The organism is Frigoribacterium sp. PhB160, assembly GCF_003751785.1.
Classification (GTDB): domain Bacteria; phylum Actinomycetota; class Actinomycetes; order Actinomycetales; family Microbacteriaceae; genus Frigoribacterium.
In genome coordinates this window covers 343,482-362,935 of record NZ_RKIE01000002.1, presented here as the reverse complement: position 1 = coordinate 362,935, position 19,454 = coordinate 343,482, and the positions used below count along the sequence as shown (strand labels likewise).

Genomic DNA, 19,454 nt, shown 5'->3' with positions numbered 1-19,454 from the left:
ACGTCAGCCGCGGTTGACGTGGTGGTCGGCCGGCACGCTCGGCACCTCGCGGGTGCGGGCGCCGTCGAGGCCGAGCACGGCCGCGACGCGGTCGGCGACCGAGTCGGGGTCGGTGAAGAGCTGGAACGCGTGCACGCGCACGTAGTGCCAGCCGAGCCGCCGGAGGGTCTCGGGCCGGGCGCGCAGCGACTCGCGGAGGCTCGTGCGCGACAGCGTCGTGTCGGTCTCGATGGTGACGCAGACGCCGTCGTGCGCCGCGACGAGGCCGAGCTTGCCGCGGTGCCCGAGGGCGACGGGGATGCCGCGCGCCTCGAGCCGGCGCGCGAGGTCGACGAGCATCGGCTCGGAGTCGTCGGGCACGTGCTCGGCCGTCGTGCGCGCCTGCACCTCGGTGAGGATCTCGGAGAGCGCGACGGTGCCGTGGCCCATGCGCGAGCCGTCGATGTCGGCCGGCTGGAAGCACGTGACGATCACCATCGAGCGACGGGCGCGGGTCATCGCGACGGCGAGCAGGCGCTCTCCCCCGGGCTGGCCGAGCGGGCCGAAGTCGCTCAGCACGCGGCCGTGCGGCGTCCGGCCGTAGCCGATCGAGAAGATGACGTGGTCGCGGCTCTGCGCGACGCTCTGCTCGAGCGTGGCGACCATGAACGGCTCGCTGCGGTCGCCGACGACGAACTCGGTCAGGTCCTTGTGGCCCGAGACCGCGCGGAGCACGGCCTGCTGTACCCGGACGGCGTGCTTGGCACTGGCCGTGATGACCATGAGCGACTCGCTCGTGCGGGTGCGGGCGTGCTCGACGACGAGCGAGACGACGCGGTCGACCTCGGCGTCGACGCTCTCGACGGCGCCCGACTCGGGGTCGGGGACGGCTGTGCCGCCCGAGACGTAGTCGAGCGCGATGCTGCCGTGCCCGAGGAAGCTGCCCGCCCACGGGATCGACTCGATGCGGCCGCCGTAGAACCGGCGGTTGACGAGCTCGGCCAGGTCTTCGCCGCCGGCGCGGTAGCTGCGGGTCAGCGAGAGGGTCGGCAGCAGCGTCGACAGGCGCGCGAGGGCGCTGTCGGCGTGCAGGGCGTCGAGCTCGGCGTCGTCGTGGCGGGGCGGCTGCTTGCCGGGCGTGACCGCGACGTCGAACTCGGACGGGGTCTGCGTCACCGGGTCGCCGAACGCGACGGTCTGCTTGCCGCGACGGATCGCCCCGACGTTCTCGGCGATCGTCGTGGCGCCGGCGTCGACGAGCACGACGGTGTCGAAGGGCACGGTGTCGGCGATCGTGTGCACCTCGTAGGGCGAGGCCAGCCAGACCGGCGCGACGGTGCGCGAGAGGTGCGGTGCGGCGTCGTGCAGGAGGCGCGCGGTGACGTGGCCCTGGCGCAGCAGCATCTTCAGCGCCGACGCCTCCTCCGGCCAGTCGACGAGCCCGATCTTCCAGTTCTCGGCGAGCTGCCACCCGAGCAGCTGCGCGCTGCCCGCGGCGTGGGCCTCGTCGACGAGGCGGAAGTCGGCCTCGAGGCGGTCGAGCATGGCCGTGTTCGCGCCGAGCAGGGCGCGGTCGGCCTCGAGCAGCGACTCGAGGGCCGAGCGCCACCAGGCCAGCTCGAGCTCGGCGGCGACCTGCTGCTCGGGCACGTGGCGGTTCGCGAGGTCGGTGATGAGCGGCGTCAGCTCGAGGTCGCGCAGCGTCGTCATGAGCTCGGTGCGCTCTTGCAGGTTCTGCAGGACGTCGCTCTCGGCGGCGAGGGCGGCGAGGCGCTGCTGCAGCTCGACGACGCCGATCTCGGTGAGGCCGTCGGCGTCGTGCAGGCCGAGCGGCCCGTCGAGGCGCTCGAGGTCGTGCGACACCTGCTGGTGCAGCACGTGCGCGTCGGCGATGCCGGTCGGCACCTCGGGCGGGGTGCCCGCCGAGACGTAGCGCTGCCAGAGGATGCGCTGCTGCTGGATGCGCTGCAGCGCGCCGTGCAGGTCGGCGACGTGCACCCCCGGCCGCACGTACTCTTTCGCGAGCTTCTTGAGGCGTCGACGGTTCGCGCTCGACATGTCGGGGGCGTCGCGCTTCGGCGCGGTCGCCGCGACGAGCTCCGCCACCGAGCGGTCGAAGACCACCGGCAGGAAGCGGTCGAGGGTGTCGCGGATCTCGATGAGGAGGCGCAGGTACGTGCCCAGCTCCGCCACCGACTCGAAGGGGCGCATCCGCGTCCCGCCGATGACCTCGTTCGCCCGCTCGAGCAGGCGCGGCAGGTCGCGGTGGTGGAGGTTCTTCGCCAGCTGGTGGGCGTCGCCGGCGCCGAACGCGTCGGTGAAGCGGGCGCCGTACCAGGGCGAGTCGCCGGGGCCGTAGCGGAACTCGCCGAGGTTCGCGGCGTTGACCATCGTCTCGGCGACGCGTCCGCGGCCCTCGACCATGGCCTCGACGCTGCGGCGGCTGAGGCGCGCGGTCGTCGCGGGGGCGGCGGGCAGCAGGGCCAGGCGCGAGAGCTCGGTGAGGCAGTCGAGCACCGACACGCGGAGCTCGGGGTCGCGGCGGCTGAGCGCGCCGCGGTAGTCGACGAGCACCTTGCGGAGGCGCACGAGCGCGTCGTCGACCTCGCCCATCTGCGGGTGCGTGGCCTTCTCCGCCCGGGCGATCGAGCGGACGACGTCGCGACGGAGCGTCGTCGGCGACACCGCGACGCCGGGCAGGCCGATGTCGGCCAGGCGTGCGGTGATGCCGCGCAGCGACGCCCGACGGGCGCTGACGACGAGCACGCGCTTGTTCTGCGAGACCAGGCGGCCGACGGCGTTGACGATGGTCTGGGTGCCGCCGGTGCCGGGCAGCGTCTTGACGACGACCGAGTTGCCGGCCGCGATCTCGGCGACGACGGCCTCCTGCTCGGGGTCGGCGTCGAGCAGCAGGGTGTCGGTCTCGGGGCTGCGCTCGTCCTGCGGCGTCGCCGTGGCGGGACGGTGCGCCTCCGCGACCTGGCGGATCGCCATGGCGTTGCCGCCCAGGGCGTCGAGCACGGGGTGCCCGAGCTCGCGGGCGTCGAGCGCCATCTCGGTCGCCACGTCGGCGAAGGTCGACACGACGAGCCGCGGCTGCACCGTGAACCACTCGAGGTGCGCCGTCAGGCCGCGCAGCCGGTCGATGACCGGGTTCGGGGTGAACGAGCCCTCGCGGCTCGCCAGCGCGACGAACGCGTCGGCGTCGAGCGAGATGTCGAACTGGTCGTGCAGCGCGTCGGCGAGCGCCGGGTTGAGGTAGGGCTCGCCGAGCAGCTTGACCTCGAAGTCGCTGCCGTGGCGGCGGATGGCGAGCGGGCGCAGCAGCACGGGCGCGCGGTGGTCGTCGCCGGCGAACGACCAGGCGGCCATGCCGATCGCGAGGTGGACGGCGTCGATGCCGCGCACGGTCGCGAGCTCGAGGCCCTTCGCGGCGATCTCGCCGGCCGCGACGCGGGCTGTGCGGAGAGCCAGGTCGTCGCGGATGAGGCTCGACAGCAGCGTCGTCTTGCCGGTGATGAACTGGGCGAGGCCGCCGGGGTGCGTCGTGCTGAGCTCGATGCGGGCGCGCTGCTCGTCGCCGAAGTGCAGGAGGGTCGACGTGCCGCCGACGCCGGAGAGCGTCTCGCGCCAGGAGGCGCGGATCGGCTCGGCGACGTTGCCGACGGCGAGGCCGGGCGAGCCGAGGCTCAGCGCGCCGGGCGACGTCGCCGACCCGGGCGCGCCCGTCGGGCCGGCGACGGAGTCGGTTCCGTCGTCGTCGTTGTCATGCTGTCTGTCGGGGCGCCACACACGGCCTACCTTAAGCCGTCCGGCTGGCCGTGCCCGTGACGACGGGCTGACGGCCACGAGGAATGTCGGCGATCCGCCCCGGCCCGGCCCGGCGCGTGAGACACGTGTGGCACACGACGACAGGCGTCGCACCATGAGGGAATGTCGACACATCGTCGCGCAGCACGGCTTTCTATGTGACGTCTCATCATGTCGATCGGACGCTACGGAACGTCGATGATGCACTACCGTCGAGTCATCACCACACCCGGCCCTCGGTGACAGAAGTTCATCATCTCGACGCCCCCGTCGACACGACATCCAGGAGCCCCCATGCCCTTCGAGCAGAAGTACACCGACGAGACCCGCGAGAAGTCCCTCGCCCGCGTCCTCGAGCGCCGCGAGGCCGAGCCGGGCAACCGCTCCATCATCCGCGAGACCGCGGAGGAGTTCGAGGTCGGCGAGCAGTCTCTCCGCGGCTGGATCCGCGCCCACGAGAAGTCGATCGCCCCGGCACCGGTCGAGCCCGAGATCGCGGCCGACGCCGCGGAGGAGGACGAGAGCCTGGCGGAGGCGGCGAGTGCCTCCCCGGCGCCTCGTCGCGGTCGCCCCCCGGGCAGCGGCAGCGCGGCGACCTCCGAGCGCGTCTCCGAGCTCGAGGCCGAGGTCGCCCAGCTGCGCCGTGACCGCGAGGCGCTGAAGCGCGCCATCGCGGTGCTCGTCTCCGAGTAGCGCCGCCGCCCGGCTCGCCTCGGACGAGGGAGGAGCGCCCGACCCCGCGACTGCCATCAGGGGCCGGGCGCTCCGGTGTCGCGGCTCCGCACCGGGTCCTGAGGGGGAAGGACCACCGGGGCCGCAGCGACTCGTCCATTGTGGCACCTGAAATATGGCATGTCAATCAGGGCTCGTCCGTGGTCGACGACGCGGGCGCAGGCGCGGCGACGGGCGGCGTGACATGCTGACCCGCACACGCGTCGCCGCACCGACGGCGACCGCACCTCGGACCCGGGAGAAGACCATGGCAGGCAAGTTCGTCGTCACGCAGGACGACTCCGGCGAGTACCGCTTCGCGTTGACCACCCACGGCGGCGACGTGATCGTCTCGTCGATCGGCTACGCGACGAAGGGCTCGGCCCTCAACGCCGTCGACGGCGTGCGCAGCACCGCCGCGGACGCCGTGCTCGACGACCGCACGCCGTCGCAGGACCCCGTCCTCACCGACTGAGCGGCGCACGCGTGAGCGACCACGACGCCGCGACCGGCGACACCGTCGGCGGACCGGCACGCACCGAGCACGTCGTGCTCGCCGGTGCGAGCGGCTTCATCGGCCAGCACCTCGCCGAGGCCTACCGGGCGCGCGGCGCCCGGGTCAGCCTGGTCGGGCGCGACGGCCCCGACGCCCGCTGGGGCGACACGGCCGGCATCACGGCCCTGCTCGAGGGCGCCGACGCGCTCGTCAACCTCGCCGGCAAGAGCGTCGACTGCCGCTACACCGCGGCGAACCGGCGCGAGGTCATGCGCTCCCGGGTCGAGACGACCCGGGAGCTGAAGGCGGCGGTGCAGGCCTGCGCCGTGCCTCCCCCGGTCTGGCTCAACTCGTCGACCGCGACGATCTACCGCCACGCGGAGGACCGTCCGATGACCGAGTCGACGGGCGAGATCGGCAGCGGCTTCTCGGTCGACGTCGCGACCGCCTGGGAGCGCGAGTTCTTCTCCGGCCAGACGCCCGGCACCCGCCGCGTCTCGCTGCGCATGGCGATCGTGCTCGGCGACGGCAGCGCGCTGGTGCCGCTGATGGGCCTGGCCCGCGCCGGACTCGGCGGGCCTCAGCTCGACGGGCCGTGGCCGGCCACCCGCGCCCGGCTCGCGGCGGGCACGCACCACCGCGAGGGCACGCACGGCGGTCGGCAGAAGTTCAGCTGGATCCACGTCGACGACGTGCTCGGCAGCATCGAGTGGCTGCGCGAGCACGACGAGGTCGAGGGCGCGGTCAACCTCTCGTCGCCGAACCCCAGCGACAACCGCACGATGATGGGCATCGTGCGACGGGCCGTCGGTCGCCGTGTCGGCCTCCCCGCGACGCGGTGGATGCTCGAGCTCGGCACGTTCGCCCTCCGCACCGAGACGGAGCTCGTGCTGAAGAGCCGATGGGTGCTGCCCGAGCGGCTGACCGAGGGCGGCTACGCCTTCCGGCACCCGCACCTCGACGAGGCCGTCAAGTCGGTCGTCGCCGCACGGCGCGAGGGGTAGCGGCCGAGGTCGGTAGCGAACGAGGTCGGCGGCCCGGCTAGAGCTTCGCGGCGAGCTCGGGGTCGGTCGGCTCGACGAGGTGGCTGCCGTCGGGGAAGACCACGACGGGGATCTGCGTGCGGCCGCTGATCGCGTAGGCGCGGTCGGCGCCGTCCTCCACCGCCTCGACGTCGACGTAGTCGTACGCGACGCCCTCGCGGTCGAGCAGCGCCTTCGAGCGGCGGCAGTCGCGGCACCAGTCGGCGCCGAACATCAGGATGCGGTCAGGTGAGCTGTCGGACATGCCGCCAGCGTAACCGCGAGCGCCGACACCGCGACCGGGAGGCGCGGCCCGGCCTGGTCGGCGGCGAAACGTCCCCGACACACGTCGCTGCTAGAACGTCGGCATGCTCGAGTTCAGGGGCGCCGTGCGCGTCGTCGTCGACGAGGCGACCGAGACCACCGACAGCCTCTTCGTGGACGGCGGTCGCGTCGTCGACCGGCCCGCCGACGACGTGCCCCGCGAGGTCGTCGACGCCGGCGGCTGCGTCGTCACGCCGGGGCTCGTCAACGCGCACCACCACCTGCTGCAGAGCGGCTTCCGCACGCTGCCCGGCACCCGGGGAGTGCCGATGGCCGACTGGCTGCCCGCCATGGCGGCCGCCTACGGCGCCGCCCGCATCGACCCGTCGCTCGTCGCGGCGACGACCGCCGTGGGCGTCGCCGAGGGCCTGCTCGCCGGCGTGACGACCGTGGCCGACCACCAGCTCAACTGGCCGGCGGGCCACGGCGACGCCGGGCAGGCGGGGGTCGACGACACCGTCGCGATCGCCGTGAGCATCGCCCGGGAGGCGGCGGCGCTCGGGGGACGGCTGGTCTTCGTGCGCGGCTCGGCCCGGGACGACCCCGAGGCGGCGGCCACGTCGGCGGAGGCGATCGTGCAGGCGCTGGTGGGGGGCGCCTCCGGCGGGGTGTCGGCCACTGGCACGGCGGGGACGGGCGGGGTCGGCGACGACGGCATGCTGCAGGTGGCGGTCGGGCCGGCGGGGGTGCACAGCGACTCCCGCGAGACGTTCGCCCTGCTCGACGAGGTCGCGGCGCGGCACGGACTGCGCCGACGCACCCAGGCCAACGAGCAGGTCGACGTCGCGATCGCCCTCGAGCGGTACGGACGGCGGCCCCTCGACCTGCTCGACGACTGGGGCTGGGTCGCCGACGACGTGACGATCGCGCACCTCTGCGCGGTCACCGACGACGAGATCGCGCGGCTCGCACGGGCCGGGGTCACGGCCACGCACGCTCCCGGCTGCGACCTGCCGATGGGGTGGGGCATCGCGCCGGTGGCGGCGCTGCGGGCCGCCGGCGTGACGGTCGGCCTCGGCACGAGCGGCGGCGGCAGCAACGACGCCGGGCACCTGCTCGCCGACGCCCGGCTCGCGATGCAGGTCGCGCCGCTGGTCGGGCCGCCGGTGCCGGCGCGGACCGTGCTCGGCATGGCGACGGCCGGCTCGGCGGCGGGGCTGGGACGGCCGGAGCTCGGCCACCTGCGACCGGGCGCCGCGGCCGACCTGTGCCTCTGGGACGTGTCGGGCGTCGCCGACGCCGGGGTCGCCGACCCCGTCGCGGGGCTGCTCTGGGCGAGCCCGGGGCGGCGGCCGCGGGAGGTCTGGGTGGCGGGGCGTCCTGCGGTGCGCGAGGGGCGCCTCCTCGGGGCCGACGAACGCGACCTCGTCGCGGCGCTCGAGCGGCGGCTGCGCGGCTGACGCCCGCGGGCGGGCTAGAGGTCGAGGACGAGGCGGGGGCAGGCGGCCCGCGAGACGCAGATGAACATGCGGTCGCCGGCGGCCTGCTCGTCGGGCGTGAGGATCGAGTCGCGGTGGTCGACCTCGCCCTCGAGCACGGTCGTCTCGCACGTGCCGCAGGTGCCCTCGCGGCAGCTCGAGAGCACGAGCACGCCGGCCTCCTCGACGACGTCGAGCACCGAGCGGTCGGACGGCACGGTCACGGTGCCGCCGGTCAGCGCGAGCTCGACCTCGAACGACTCGTGCCGCACGGGCTCGCCGACGGCCTTCGGCTCGAACCGCTCGACGACGACCTGACGACCCGCGCCCGCGGCCTCGACCGCGTCGATCATCCGCTCGGGGCCGCAGCAGTAGGTCGTGGTGAACGGCGGCATGCCGGCGAACAGCGCGTCGAGGTCGAGGCGGGCGCCCTCGTCGGCCGCGTGCACGTGCAGGCGGTCGCCGTGCAGCTCGGCCAGCTCGTCGAGCAGGGCCATGGAGGCGCGCGACCGGCCCGCGTAGTGCACGACGTACTCGACGCCCGCGTGCGCCGCCGCCCGCGCCATGGCCGAGATCGGCGTCACGCCGACGCCGCCCGCGACGAGCACGTACGACGTGCCGCGCCGCGGCTCGAACTCGAAGTGGTTGCGGGGCCCGGCGACGCGCACCGTCGACCCGACGGCCAGGTGGTCGTGCAGCCAGGCCGAGCCGCCGCGGCCGTCCGGCTCGCGCAGCACCCCGATGCGCCAGGTGCCCTCGACGGGGTCGCCGCAGAGCGAGTACTGCCGCACGTCGCCGTCGGGCAGGGCGACGTCGACGTGGGCGCCGGCCTCCCAGCGGGGCAGCGGCGTGCCGTCGGGCGCGGCGAGGTCGAACAGGTCGACGGCGTCCGACGAGCGGGTGCGGGCCGTCACGACGACGTCGAGGGCCGTCTCGGGCAGGCGGGTGGGGGCGGTCACAGGCTCTCCGGTCTCTGCTTGACGACGAACAGCCGGTAGCCGTCGTCGCCGACGGCGCTCCAGCGGTGGGCGGTGCCGCCGACGTAGTACAGCGAGTCGCCGGCCGCGAGGTCGTGCGCGCCCTCGTCGCCCAGGTCGACGCGGAGGCGGCCGGCGAGCACGTGAACGAACTCGTCCTCGGCGTGGCGGAAGTAGTCGCCGGGGTCGAGGTTGGACCCGGTCATCTCCATGGCGCGGAACGGCCGGTCGCCGGGCGTGAGGAGGCGCGCGGCCGCCTGCCCGTAGCGTCCCGTCGCGCCCTCGGCGGCGGCCACGAGCTCCACCCCGGGCTGGTCGGCGGCGCGGTCGTCGTCGCCCGAGGCGCCGAGGATCTCGACCTGGCTCGAGCCGAGGGCGCGCGCGATGCGCTCGAGGGAGGCGATGCTCGGCCGGGCGAGGCCGCGCTCGAGCTGGCTGAGGAACGGGTGCGACAGCTGCGCCTCGGCGGCGAGCTGCACGAGGGTGAGGCCGCGGCCGCGGCGCAGGCGGCGGACGTTGGCGCCCACGGCGAGCGCGACGTCGTCGGCCGTCGTCGCGGCGGCGGGTGCGTCGAGGGACGTGACGGGGGCCTCCTGGGTCGGGTGGTCAGACGAGGTCTACCACGACGGTCTCGCGGCCCGTCGAGCAATTAACACGTGGAAACGACCACGACACGTGCCGGAAACGAGCCGTCCCTAGATTGACACATGTTGACGACATCAACATTCTCCGGCTCGCCCGACATCGTGCCGCCCTCGCCCCGCCCGCCCCTCTGGAGGGACCCCGTGACCCGACTCCCCCGCCCGATCTCGCTGCTGCGGGACGCGACCCTGCCCGACGGCACGGTGGTCGACGTCGTCCTCGCCGGCGAGCTCGTCGAGGCCGTCGTGCCGGCCGGCACGGGACGGGCCCCCGAGGGAGCCGCCGCCGACGCGACGCTCGACCTCGCCGGCCACCTGCTGCTGACGGCTCCGGCCGAGCCGCACGCCCACCTCGACAAGGCCCTGTCGTGGGACGCCATCCGCCCGCCGATGGGCGACCTCGAGCTCGCGATCTCGTCGTGGCGGGCCTACGCCGCGACGATGACCGTCGACGACGTGGCCGACCGTGCCCGCCGCCAGCTGCTCGCGATGCTCGCGCAGGGCACGACCTCGGTGCGCACGCACGTCGACGTGCTGCTCGGGGACGCCCCCACCCGCGGCGCCGAGGCGCTGGTGCGGGTGCGCGACGAGCTGCGCGGCCTCGTCGACGTCGAGATCGTCGCCCTCGCCTCGCAGGACAGCCCGGACGCCGACGTCGAGGCGGTGCTCGACCTCGGCGTCGACCTCGTGGGAGGCGCGCCCCACCTCTCGAGGGACCCGCACCGCGACCTCCACCGCCTCCTCGACCTCGCCGAGCGCCGCGGCGTCGGCGTCGACCTGCACACCGACGAGAGCCTGGACGGGCCCGACACCCTGCTCGAGCTGGCCGCCCGCGTCGCCGGCTGGACGACGAACGTCACGGCCGGGCACTGCGTGCGGCTCGGCAGCATGCCGGCCGACCGGCGTGACGAGGTCGTCGCCGCGGTCGTCGCCTCGCGCATCGGCGTCGTCGCGAACCCCATCACCAACCTCTACCTCCAGGGGTGGGAGGCGCCGGTCGCCACCCCCCGCGGGCTCACCGCCGTGCGCGAGCTGCTCACGGCCGGGGCCCGGCTCGCGGCCGGCGCCGACAACGTGCGCGACCCCTTCAACCCCCTCGGCCGCAGCGACGCCCTCGAGACCGCGATGCTGCTCGTCACGGCGGGCCACCTCACCATCGACGAGGCGTGGCACGCGGTGAGCGACGGAGCCCGCGAGGTCATGGGCCTGCCGCGGGCCGGGGTCGTGCCCGGGGCGCGGGCGGAGCTGCTGGCGGTCCGCGCCTCCTCGTTGGCCGAGGCCGTCGCGTCGGCGCCCGCCGACCGCGTCGTCCTGCACGGCGGACGGCTCGTCGCCCGCAGCGTCGTCACCCGCGAGACGGCCGAGCCCCCCCGCCCGCACGCCGCGCCGCGCCACGCCGCCGAGCGCCCCGCGCTCGCCCCCTCGACCGACCGCACCCTCACGGAGACCAGGTGACCGTCATGACCAGCACCACGACCACGAGCCCCACGCCGGCGGCGAGCGCGCCCCCGGCGGCCGCGCCGCACGGCGGGCAGGGCACGCTGCTCGACTTCCGCGACGTCGCCATGCAGTTCCCCAACGGCACGGTCGCGCTCCGCGGCGTCGACCTCACCGTCGACCGCGGCGAGTTCGTCACCGTCGTCGGCCCCTCGGGCTGCGGCAAGTCGACGCTGCTGCGCATCGCCTCGGGCCTCGAGAACGCCTCCGAGGGCACGGCCGAGGTCGACACCGACCGCATCGGCTACGTGTTCCAGGACGCGACCCTGCTGCCCTGGCGGAACGTCGAGGCCAACGTCGAGCTGCTCGCCGAGCTCAACGGGCTCGGCGCGGGCGCCCGCCGCGCCGCGGCCGCCGAGGCGATCGAGCTCGTCGGGCTGGCCGGCTTCGAGAAGTCGCTGCCGAAGGAGCTGTCGGGCGGCATGCGGATGCGCACCTCGCTCGCGCGGTCGCTCACCCTCGACCCCGAGCTCTTCCTCTTCGACGAGCCGTTCGGCGCCCTCGACGAGATCACCCGCGAGCGCCTCAACGACGAGCTGCTGCGGCTCTTCGTCGAGAAGCGCTTCGCCGGCCTCTTCATCACCCACTCGGTGTCGGAGGCGGTCTACCTCTCGACCCGCGTCATCGTCATGTCGGGCCGCCCGGGGGCGATCGTCGGCGAGTTCGACGTGCCGTTCCCGATGCCGCGCGACCCCGACATCCGCTTCACCCCCGAGTTCGCCGAGCTGGTCGGCGAGGTCTCGCACGCACTCCGAGAAGGGCACCGCTGATGGCCGTCGACACCCGCGTCTCCGCCGCCGAGCCGGGCGCGGTCGCCGCGGCCCCGCCCCGCCTCTCCGGGCCCCGCCCGGTCCGCAGGGCCCTCTCGCCGCGGGCGGCGCGCACGCGCAACGTCGTGCTGCCGATCGTCGTCTTCGTCGCGCTGATCGGCCTCGGCTACCTCATCGCGCTCTACTACGACCGGGTGCGCGGGCTGCCGTTCCTCGTGCCGTACCCGCACCTCGTCGTCGACCGGATCTTCCTCGACGCCGACTTCCGCCCCGACCTGCTCGAGGCGCTCGGCAACACGGCGCTGATCGCCGTCATCGGGCTCGCCATCGCGATCGTGCTCGGCGTCGCCTGGGCCGTGCTCATGGTGCAGGCGAAGTGGATCGAGAGCGCGCTCTTCCCCTACGCCGTCGTGCTGCAGTGCATCCCGATCCTCGCGCTCGTGCCCCTGATCGGGTCGCTCTTCGGCTACGAGATGCCCTCGCGCATCATCGTCACGGTGATGTTCGCGCTCTTCCCGATGGTCGCGAACACCCTCTTCGGCCTGCAGTCCATCGACCGCGGCCAGCGCGAGCTCTTCCAGCTGCAGGGCGCCTCGCGGCTCACGCTGCTGGTGAAGCTGCGCTTCCCCGCCGCCCTGCCGTCGATCTTCATCGGCCTCCGCAACTCGGCCGGCCTCTCGGTGATCGGCGCGATCGTCGCCGACCAGTTCTTCCAGCGCGGCCGCGGCGGCCTCGGCGTCCTCATCTCGGTGATGAACCAGCGCCTCAACGGCGCCGAGATGTTCGCCGCGATCGTCGTCGCCAGCGCCCTCGGCGTGCTCGTCTTCGTCGCCTTCGGGTGGCTGCGACGACTCGCCATCGGCCGCTGGTACGACGCGAACTGACGGCGGCACCGCCCCGACGACGGGGAGGCGCGCGGCCGGCCCGCACCGCGCCTCCCCGCCCTCCCCCCACGACCCTCCCTCCGCACCACAGCACGCACCACTCCCCTGCTCCATCCCCTGACAGGAGACACCCATGCCCCGACCCTCCCGCCGCATCGTCACGGCCCTCGGCCTCGTCGTCGTCACGGCCGCCTCCCTCACCGCCTGCTCGTCGGGCGACGCGGGCGGATCGCCGTCGGCCTCGGCCGCGATCGGCTCCGTCGACCTCTCGGGCGTCTGCCCGGCGACCGTCGTGATCCAGACCGACTGGAACCCCGAGGCCGAGCACGGCCACGCGTACCAGCTGCTGAGCGACGACTACGCGGTCGACGCCGAGCAGAAGACCGTCACGAGCGACCTCATGGCGGGCGGCGAGCCGACCGGCGTCAAGGTCGAGATCCGCGCCGGCGGCCCGGCCATCGGCTTCAACACCGTCACCTCGCAGATGTACCAGGACGACGACATCACCCTCGGCTACGTCACCACCGACGTCGCCGTGCAGAACTCGGCCGACCTGCCGACCACCGCCGTCTTCGCCGAGAACGACATCTCGCCGCAGATGATCATGTGGGACCCGGAGACCTACCCCGACGTCTCGACGATCGAGGAGCTCGGCAAGGAGCTCGAGGCCGACGGCGGCGTCGTGCGCTACTTCGGCGGGGCGGCCTACATGTCGTACCTGACCGGCAACGGGATCCTGCCCGAGTCGGTCACCGACGGCAGCTACGACGGCACCCCCGCGTCGTTCGTCGTCGCCCAGGGCAAGGACGCGCAGCAGGGCTTCGCGACCGCGGAGCCGTTCGTCTACGAGAACCAGGTCGCGGCCTGGGGCAAGCCCGTCGACTACCAGCTGATCAACGACACCGGCTACCCGATCTACCCCGAGTCGATGGCCGTCAAGACCGGCGACCTCGAGGAGCTCAGCCCCTGCCTCGAGCAGCTCGTGCCCGTGCTGCAGCAGGCCGACGTCGACTACTTCGCCTCGCCCGAGTCGACCAACGAGAAGATCGTCGACCTCGTCGACCAGTACGACACCGGCTGGGTCTACGACGCCGACGTCGCCGCCTACGCGGTCGACAAGATGAAGGAGCTCGGCATCGCGACCGACGGCGACAACGGCTACGTCGGCGACATGGACGAGGAGCGCATGCAGAAGGTCATCGACCTCGACACGGAGATCTTCGAGTCGCAGGGCTCCACGGTCAAGGAGGGCCTCGTGCCGTCCGACCTCTACACGAACGAGTTCCTCGACGACTCGATCAGCCTCGGGTTCTGACGCCCGACACCCGCTGAGGGCCCGGGCACGCCTCGTGCCGGGGCGTGCCCGGGCCCTCTCCTCTCTCCTCCTCCCGTTCTCGCTCTCCGATCTGCCCGACAGGACGCACCGATGACCGACACCACCACCGCCCCCGCCGCCGACCTGGCCGCGCCCGACCTCGCGGCCCTCGAGGCCGAGCTGCGCGAGCTGCTCGGCGACCGGGGCGTCTCGGTCGAGCTGGCCGCCCGCGAGCGCGCCTCCCTCGACGGCTCGCGCCTCTCCCCCGTCATCAGCGAGCAGCTGCCGCTCGGCCTCGCCGACCTCGTCGCCTACCCGGCCGACGCGGAGCAGGTCGCCGTCGTCGTGGCCGCGGCCGTCCGGCACGGCGTGCCCGTCACCCCGCGCGGCAAGGGCACCGGCAACTACGGCCAGGCGATCCCGATGCAGGGCGGCCTCGTGCTCGACCTCACCCGCGCCCGCGCGGTCGTCGAGGTGGGCGACGGCTGGCTCACCGCCGAGGCCGGGGCCACGATGGTCGCGCTCGAGCAGGCGGCGACCAAGGCCGGCCAGCAGATCCTCATGTACCCGTCGACGGCGCAGTCGACCATCGGCGGGTTCCTCGCCGGCGGCTCGGGCGGCACCGGCAGCATCAAGCACGGCTCGAACAGCATGGGCTTCGTCAAGGCCCTCGACGTCGTGCACGCGACGCCCGACGCCGGGCTCGTCCACGTCGAGGGCGACGACGCCCAGCCCTACGTCCACAACTACGGCACGGCCGGCGTCATCGCCCGGGCCACCGTCGCCCTCGAGCCCCTGCAGGACTGGCGCGGCTTCTTCGCCAGCTTCGACACGTTCGAGCAGGCCCTCTCGCTGATCCGTCCGTTCGCCGACCTCGAGCCCACCCCGCGGCTCGTCAGCGCCGACCTGCCGACCCTCGCCGACGCGCTGCCCGACGACCCGGGCATCCCGGCGGGCCGAGTGAGCCTCCGCGGCATCCTCGACGCCGCCACCGTCGACGTCGCCACCCGCATGGTCGAGGAGGCGGGAGGCCGCGTCGAGGACGTCCGAGAGGGGGCCCAGACCTCGATGAAGATCAGCATGATGTCGTACAACCACCCGATCGAGTGGCTGCAGAAGGCCTACCCCGACACGTACTTCCACGTCGAGGTCTCGGGCGACGCGCTCGTCGACCGCATCGACGAGGTGCACGCCGTCTACCCGGGCGGGATGCTGCACGTCGAGTCGCAGCACGGCCGCCCGATCGGCATGCTCGCCGGCGTCTACACGAGCGCCGCCGACGTCTGGGCAGGCTTCGCGAAGCTGCGCGCGCTCGGCGTCGGCTACCACAACCCGCATCAGTGGTTCGTCGACTACGAGCCCGACCGCACCCGCGAGCTCGCGGCGACCACCGACCCGCGCGGGCTGCTCAACCCGGGCAAGCTCGTCGACCCGGCGAGCGTCACGGCGCCGACCGGCGTGAAGGGCGGTCACGCGGCACCGGGGGCCACGGGCATCGACACGGGGGCGAAGGTCTCGTGAGCGGCCTCGACGACGCGACCCGCGCCTCCTCGTCGGGGTCCGCCCTCCCGACCCCGCGGTCACGCGACCTCATCGAGCTGAGCGGGCCCGCCGCGGCGGCCGCGCTCACGGAGGACAGCGTCCTCGTGCTGCCGACGGGCGCGATCGAGCACCACGGCCCGCACCTGCCGCTCGCCACCGACTGGCTGATGGCCGACCTGATCGGCCGCTCGGTCGTCGAGGCCGCCGCCGCCGACGGGCAGGACGTCTGGCTGCTGCCGTCGCTCGCCTACACGAAGTCGGACGAGCACCACTGGGCCCCCGGCACCATGTGGCTGACCGCCGAGACGCTGCTGCACACCGTCGTGGACATCGGCCGGTCGATCGCCGCCACCCCGGCGCGCACGGTCGTCTTCTACAACGGTCATGGCGGCAACATCGCGCTGCTGCAGGTGGCCCTGCGCGAGCTGCGGCGTCGGTTCGGCCTGAGGACCTTCCTCACGGGCACCGGCATGACCGGGGGCGACGGCACGAACGGGCCCGACGAGCACGGCTTCGGCGTGCACGGCGGCCACAGCGAGACGTCGATGATCTTGCACCTGCGGCCCGACCTCGTCGACATGAGCAAGGCCGAGCGGTGGATCCCCGACCACATGATCGACCTCGACTACGTCAAGTTCAACGGCGGACCGGTGCACTTCGGCTGGACGAGCGACGACTTCGGCCCGGCCGGCGTCGTCGGCGACGCGACCGGCGCGAACGCCGCCTGGGGCGCCGAGCTGCACGAGCGCGCGGTGCGCACGGGCGTGGCCCAGCTGGCCGAGATCGCCCGCTTCCGGCACGCGCCGGCCGGGCGACCGGCCGGGTTCCGGGCGGAGGGGTGAGCGGCGGGGCGCCTCTGCCGGACGACGCCTGGGAGCTGCTCGCGGACTGGCTGCCGGGCGACGACGAGCCCGACCGACCGCAGGTCACCCTGTCGACGGTCGACGCCGACGGCGGGCCCGACGCCCGCACGGTGCTGCTCTCGTCGGTCGCGCGCGACGGGCTGTCGTTCCACACCGACGCGGCCAGCCGCAAGGCGGCCCAGATCGCGGCGAACCCCCTCGTCGCCGTGACGGTGCTCTGGCCCGGCTTCACCCGGCAGCTCGTCGTGCGCGGCGTCGCCTCGACCGCCGACCCCGTCGACGTGGCCGCGGCCTACCGGGCCCGCTCGCCGTACCTGCAGCAGCTCGCCTGGCTCAACTCGCACGACTTCGCCGCGCTGCCGCTCGACGAGCGTCGGGCCCGGTGGGCCGCCTTCGCCGACGAGCACCCCGACGGGTTCGGGCAGCCCGCGGGCTGGACCGGCTTCGTCGTGCGCCCGACCCGCGTCACGGCCTGGGAGAGCGCGCCCGACACCGCCAGCCGCCGCCGCGAGTGGACGGCCGGGCCGGACGGCTGGTCGCTCAGCCACCGCGCAGGCTGACGCGGCCGGTCCCTCCCCCGGGCGTCCGCCGTCGGCGCCCTCCCTCACGACGCCCGTCCCGTCGGCACCGCCGCGCCGGGCTGCCAGACTTGCCCGAGCCCCTCAGGAAGGACCCCGTGAAGAGACTCCGCGAGAACCAGGCGCGCATGCACCTGATCATGATGCTGGCGCTGACGTTCACCACCGGCATCATCGACGCCGTCGGCTACCTCGGCCTCGACCGGGTGTTCACCGCGAACATGACCGGCAACGTCGTCATCCTCGGCATGGCGATCGCGCAGGCCGACGGCCTGCCGATCCTCGGGCCGGTCATCGCGCTGGTCGCGTTCCTCGTCGGCGCGGCCGCCGGCGGCCGCCTGCTGCGCGGGTCGCGGAAGGGCTGGTCGGGCCGCAGCACGATCGCCTTCTCGATCACGGGCACCGTGCTGCTCGGGCTCGGCCTCACCTGCTTCCTCGTCGTGCCCGAGGAGGGCACGCCGTGGGCCTACACGATCACCGGCCTGCTGGGCGCGGCGATGGGCGTGCAGGCCGCCGCGGCCCGCAAGATCGCCGTCGCCGACGTCACCACGGTCGTGGTGACGTCGACCATCGTCGGCCTCGCCAGCGAGTCGAAGCTCGCGGGCGGCGACGGCAAGAACTTCCCGCGGCGCGTGCTCGCGGTCGTCATGATCCTCGTCGGGGCCGGCGTCGGCGCCCTGCTGCTGCAGGTGCACATCGGCGTCGGCATGGGCGTCTCGGGCGGCCTCACGCTGCTCGTCGCCCTCGCCGGGCACCTCATGCGCGAGAAGGTGAAGGCGGCGGAGGCCGAGGAGGCCGCGTCCGTCGGCGCCGACGCCGGTGCGACGGCGGGCTCGAGCGCAGCGGCGGGCTCGGACGCGACGGCGGGCTCGGGTCGTGGCTGACGCGGGCGTCGCCGGCGACGCGGGCCGCGCCTCCTCCGACCTCGTCGTGCGGGCCTCGCGCGTGCTCGTCGACGGTGCGTGGCAGCCCGCGGCGGTCGCCGTGCGCGGCGGGCTCGTCGTCGCGATCGAGGCGGTCGACGCCGTGCTGCCCGTGCACGACGGCGGCCGCGACGTGACCCTGCCCGACGACGAGGTGCTCATGCCCGGCGTCGTCGACACGCACGTGCACGTCAACGAGCCCGGCCGCACCGAGTGGGAGGGCTTCGCGTCGGCCACCCGCGCCGCCGCCGCCGGGGGCGTGACGACGATCGTCGACATGCCGCTCAACAGCATCCCGCCGACCACGACGGTCGAGGCCCTCGAACTCAAGCGGGCCGCGGCGGGCCCCCAGTCGGTCGTCGACGTCGGCTTCTGGGGCGGCGCCGTGCCCTCGAACCTCGGCACCGGCGACCTGCGGGCGCTGCACGAGGCCGGGGTCTTCGGCTTCAAGGCGTTCCTGTCCCCCTCGGGCGTCGACGAGTTCCCCCACCTCGGCACCGACGAGCTGCACGCCGCGATGCGCGAGATCGCCGCCTTCGACGGGCTGCTCATCGTCCACGCCGAGGACCCCGACCGGCTCGACGAGGCCGCCGCCGCCCTGCCCGAGGGGGCCGGAGGCGCGGTGTACGACGACTTCGTCGCCTCCCGCCCCGAGGCGGTCGAGCAGACCGCGATCGAGCACGTGGTCGAGGCCCTCCGCGCGACCGGCGGCCGGGCGCACGTGCTGCACCTCTCGTCGGCGTCGGCGCTGGCGACGATCCGCGCCGCGAAGGCCGAGGGCCTGCGACTCACGGTCGAGACCTGCCCGCACTACCTGACCTTCGACCAGGCGGGCATCCCCGACGGGGCCACGCAGTACAAGTGCTGCCCGCCGATCCGCGACGCGGCCAACCGCGAGCTGCTCTGGGCGGCGCTCGTCGACGGCACGATCGACGTCGTCGCCTCCGACCACTCCCCGTCGACGGCCGAGCTGAAGTTCGCGGGCGACGGCTCGTTCGACGAGGCCTGGGGCGGCATCGCCGGGCTCGAGCTGAGCTTCCGCGCCGTCTGGTCGGGCGCCCGTGCGCGCGGCATCGCGCTCGAGACGGTGCTCGGCTGGATGAGCCGCGGCACCGCCGACCTCGTCGGCCTGGGCGCCCCGCGGTCCGGAGGCGCGAAGGGGCGCATCGAGGTCGGCGCCGCCGCCGACCTGGTCGCCTTCGCCCCCGACGAGCCGTTCGTCGTCGACGCGGCCCTGCTCGCCCACCGCAACCCGGTGTCGGCGTTCGACGGGGCCGAGCTGGTCGGGCGGGTCGGGGCGACGTGGGTCGCCGGGGTCGTCGTGGACGCGGCGGCGCCTCCGGCTCGGTTGATCACGCGGCGGTAGGCGATCGGCTCGATCGAGCCTGGCCTGCCCGGGGCTGACGGGTCTGCCCGGTCTGCCCGGCCTCCGGGGCTGACTGGTCTGCTCGTCGACCGCTCTCGGGGCGGGACGTCCGGTCGACAGGGGCGGGCGGTGCCCGGAGCACGCGGCGGGCGACCTGTTCGGGCAGGTCGTGCGCCTCGCCGCGTGCTCGGTTCGACCAGGCGTTTCGGGTTCGCCTGGTCCCTTGATGGTAGCGCTGCGATACCAGCGAGTATGCAAGTCGGGACGCCCCCTTTCGGGGGGCACGAGAGCGAGCCGCGGCGACCGGTCGGGGGCACGAGACGGGACGGATATGGTGG

The 19,454-nt window shown here is 74.3% G+C and carries 17 protein-coding genes; 13 read left to right on the top strand and 4 right to left on the bottom strand.

The window, feature by feature from the left end:
* Positions 1-3 precede the first annotated feature (3 nt).
* Entirely contained in the window at positions 4-3,771 is a 3,768-nt protein-coding gene (locus tag EDF38_RS10690; RefSeq protein WP_123355411.1) for an AAA family ATPase, read from the bottom strand.
* A 312-nt stretch (positions 3,772-4,083) separates the two neighbouring features.
* On the opposite strand from EDF38_RS10690, the gene EDF38_RS10685 reads away from it, so the two are divergent.
* From EDF38_RS10685 to EDF38_RS10675, 3 genes are all read left to right on the top strand, one after another.
* Complete coding sequence (locus EDF38_RS10685) at positions 4,084-4,482, top strand: hypothetical protein (RefSeq protein WP_123355410.1); 399 nt, start codon at positions 4,084-4,086, stop codon at positions 4,480-4,482.
* 286 nt (positions 4,483-4,768) lie between these two features.
* Complete coding sequence (locus EDF38_RS10680) at positions 4,769-4,975, top strand: DUF1508 domain-containing protein (RefSeq protein ID WP_123355942.1); 207 nt, start codon at positions 4,769-4,771, stop codon at positions 4,973-4,975.
* Positions 4,976-4,986: 11 nt separating this feature from the next.
* Positions 4,987-6,000: an epimerase gene (locus tag EDF38_RS10675; protein WP_123355409.1), complete on the top strand. Its 1,014-nt coding sequence runs from the start codon at positions 4,987-4,989 to the stop codon at positions 5,998-6,000.
* Between the two features lie 37 nt (positions 6,001-6,037).
* Here the strand turns inward: EDF38_RS10675 and EDF38_RS10670 are convergent, their stop codons facing one another.
* Complete coding sequence (locus tag EDF38_RS10670; RefSeq protein ID WP_123355408.1) at positions 6,038-6,283, bottom strand: glutaredoxin domain-containing protein; 246 nt, start codon at positions 6,281-6,283, stop codon at positions 6,038-6,040.
* Between the two features lie 103 nt (positions 6,284-6,386).
* Between EDF38_RS10670 and EDF38_RS10665 the strand changes: the two genes are divergently transcribed.
* Complete coding sequence (locus tag EDF38_RS10665) at positions 6,387-7,742, top strand: amidohydrolase family protein (RefSeq protein WP_123355407.1); 1,356 nt, start codon at positions 6,387-6,389, stop codon at positions 7,740-7,742.
* A gap of 14 nt (positions 7,743-7,756) precedes the next feature.
* Here EDF38_RS10665 and EDF38_RS10660 read toward each other — a convergent pair whose 3' ends face one another.
* Both EDF38_RS10660 and EDF38_RS10655 read right to left on the bottom strand, forming a co-directional pair.
* Positions 7,757-8,719 carry a PDR/VanB family oxidoreductase gene (locus tag EDF38_RS10660; RefSeq protein WP_123355406.1) on the bottom strand — a complete coding sequence of 321 codons (963 nt, stop codon included), beginning with the start codon at positions 8,717-8,719 and terminating at the stop codon, positions 7,757-7,759.
* Entirely contained in the window at positions 8,716-9,264 is a 549-nt protein-coding gene (locus tag EDF38_RS10655; protein WP_123355405.1) for a helix-turn-helix domain-containing protein, read from the bottom strand. Before EDF38_RS10655 ends, EDF38_RS10660 begins: the two co-directional genes overlap by 4 nt.
* A gap of 258 nt (positions 9,265-9,522) precedes the next feature.
* On the opposite strand from EDF38_RS10655, the gene EDF38_RS10650 reads away from it, so the two are divergent.
* The 9 genes from EDF38_RS10650 (at position 9,523) to allB (ending at position 19,116) form a co-directional block, all read left to right on the top strand.
* Entirely contained in the window at positions 9,523-10,833 is a 1,311-nt protein-coding gene (locus tag EDF38_RS10650) for an amidohydrolase family protein (RefSeq protein ID WP_199734696.1), read from the top strand.
* Between the two features lie 5 nt (positions 10,834-10,838).
* Positions 10,839-11,645 carry an ABC transporter ATP-binding protein gene (locus EDF38_RS10645; protein ID WP_123355940.1) on the top strand — a complete coding sequence of 269 codons (807 nt, stop codon included), beginning with the start codon at positions 10,839-10,841 and terminating at the stop codon, positions 11,643-11,645.
* A complete protein-coding gene (locus tag EDF38_RS10640) occupies positions 11,645-12,529 on the top strand; it encodes an ABC transporter permease (RefSeq protein WP_123355403.1) in 885 nt (294 codons plus the stop codon). Before EDF38_RS10645 ends, EDF38_RS10640 begins: the two co-directional genes overlap by 1 nt.
* A 133-nt stretch (positions 12,530-12,662) precedes the next feature.
* Complete coding sequence (locus EDF38_RS10635) at positions 12,663-13,844, top strand: ABC transporter substrate-binding protein (RefSeq protein WP_123355402.1); 1,182 nt, start codon at positions 12,663-12,665, stop codon at positions 13,842-13,844.
* 111 nt (positions 13,845-13,955) lie between these two features.
* A complete protein-coding gene (locus tag EDF38_RS10630; RefSeq protein WP_123355401.1) occupies positions 13,956-15,365 on the top strand; it encodes an FAD-binding oxidoreductase in 1,410 nt (469 codons plus the stop codon).
* Positions 15,362-16,228, top strand: coding sequence for a creatininase family protein (locus tag EDF38_RS15920; protein ID WP_158613359.1), 867 nt, complete (start codon positions 15,362-15,364; stop codon positions 16,226-16,228). Before EDF38_RS10630 ends, EDF38_RS15920 begins: the two co-directional genes overlap by 4 nt.
* Positions 16,225-16,809, top strand: coding sequence for a pyridoxamine 5'-phosphate oxidase family protein (locus EDF38_RS15915; protein ID WP_158613358.1), 585 nt, complete (start codon positions 16,225-16,227; stop codon positions 16,807-16,809). Before EDF38_RS15920 ends, EDF38_RS15915 begins: the two co-directional genes overlap by 4 nt.
* 116 nt (positions 16,810-16,925) lie before the next feature.
* Entirely contained in the window at positions 16,926-17,711 is a 786-nt protein-coding gene (locus tag EDF38_RS10620; RefSeq protein WP_233572390.1) for a YoaK family protein, read from the top strand.
* Positions 17,704-19,116, top strand: coding sequence for an allantoinase AllB (gene allB, locus EDF38_RS10615; RefSeq protein WP_233572389.1), 1,413 nt, complete (start codon positions 17,704-17,706; stop codon positions 19,114-19,116). The genes EDF38_RS10620 and allB overlap by 8 nt, the downstream gene beginning before the upstream one ends.
* The last annotated feature ends 338 nt before the right edge of the window (positions 19,117-19,454 follow it).

Coding starts and splice junctions, on each gene's coding strand:
- EDF38_RS10685 (WP_123355410.1), top strand. CDS start 4,084: ATGCCCTTCGAGCAGAAGTACACCGACGAGACCCGCGAGAAGTCCCTC.
- EDF38_RS10680 (WP_123355942.1), top strand. CDS start 4,769: ATGGCAGGCAAGTTCGTCGTCACGCAGGACGACTCCGGCGAGTACCGC.
- EDF38_RS10670 (WP_123355408.1), bottom strand. CDS start 6,283: ATGTCCGACAGCTCACCTGACCGCATCCTGATGTTCGGCGCCGACTGG.
- EDF38_RS10665 (WP_123355407.1), top strand. CDS start 6,387: ATGCTCGAGTTCAGGGGCGCCGTGCGCGTCGTCGTCGACGAGGCGACC.
- EDF38_RS10645 (WP_123355940.1), top strand. CDS start 10,839: ATGACCAGCACCACGACCACGAGCCCCACGCCGGCGGCGAGCGCGCCC.
- EDF38_RS10640 (WP_123355403.1), top strand. CDS start 11,645: ATGGCCGTCGACACCCGCGTCTCCGCCGCCGAGCCGGGCGCGGTCGCC.
- EDF38_RS10635 (WP_123355402.1), top strand. CDS start 12,663: ATGCCCCGACCCTCCCGCCGCATCGTCACGGCCCTCGGCCTCGTCGTC.
- EDF38_RS10630 (WP_123355401.1), top strand. CDS start 13,956: ATGACCGACACCACCACCGCCCCCGCCGCCGACCTGGCCGCGCCCGAC.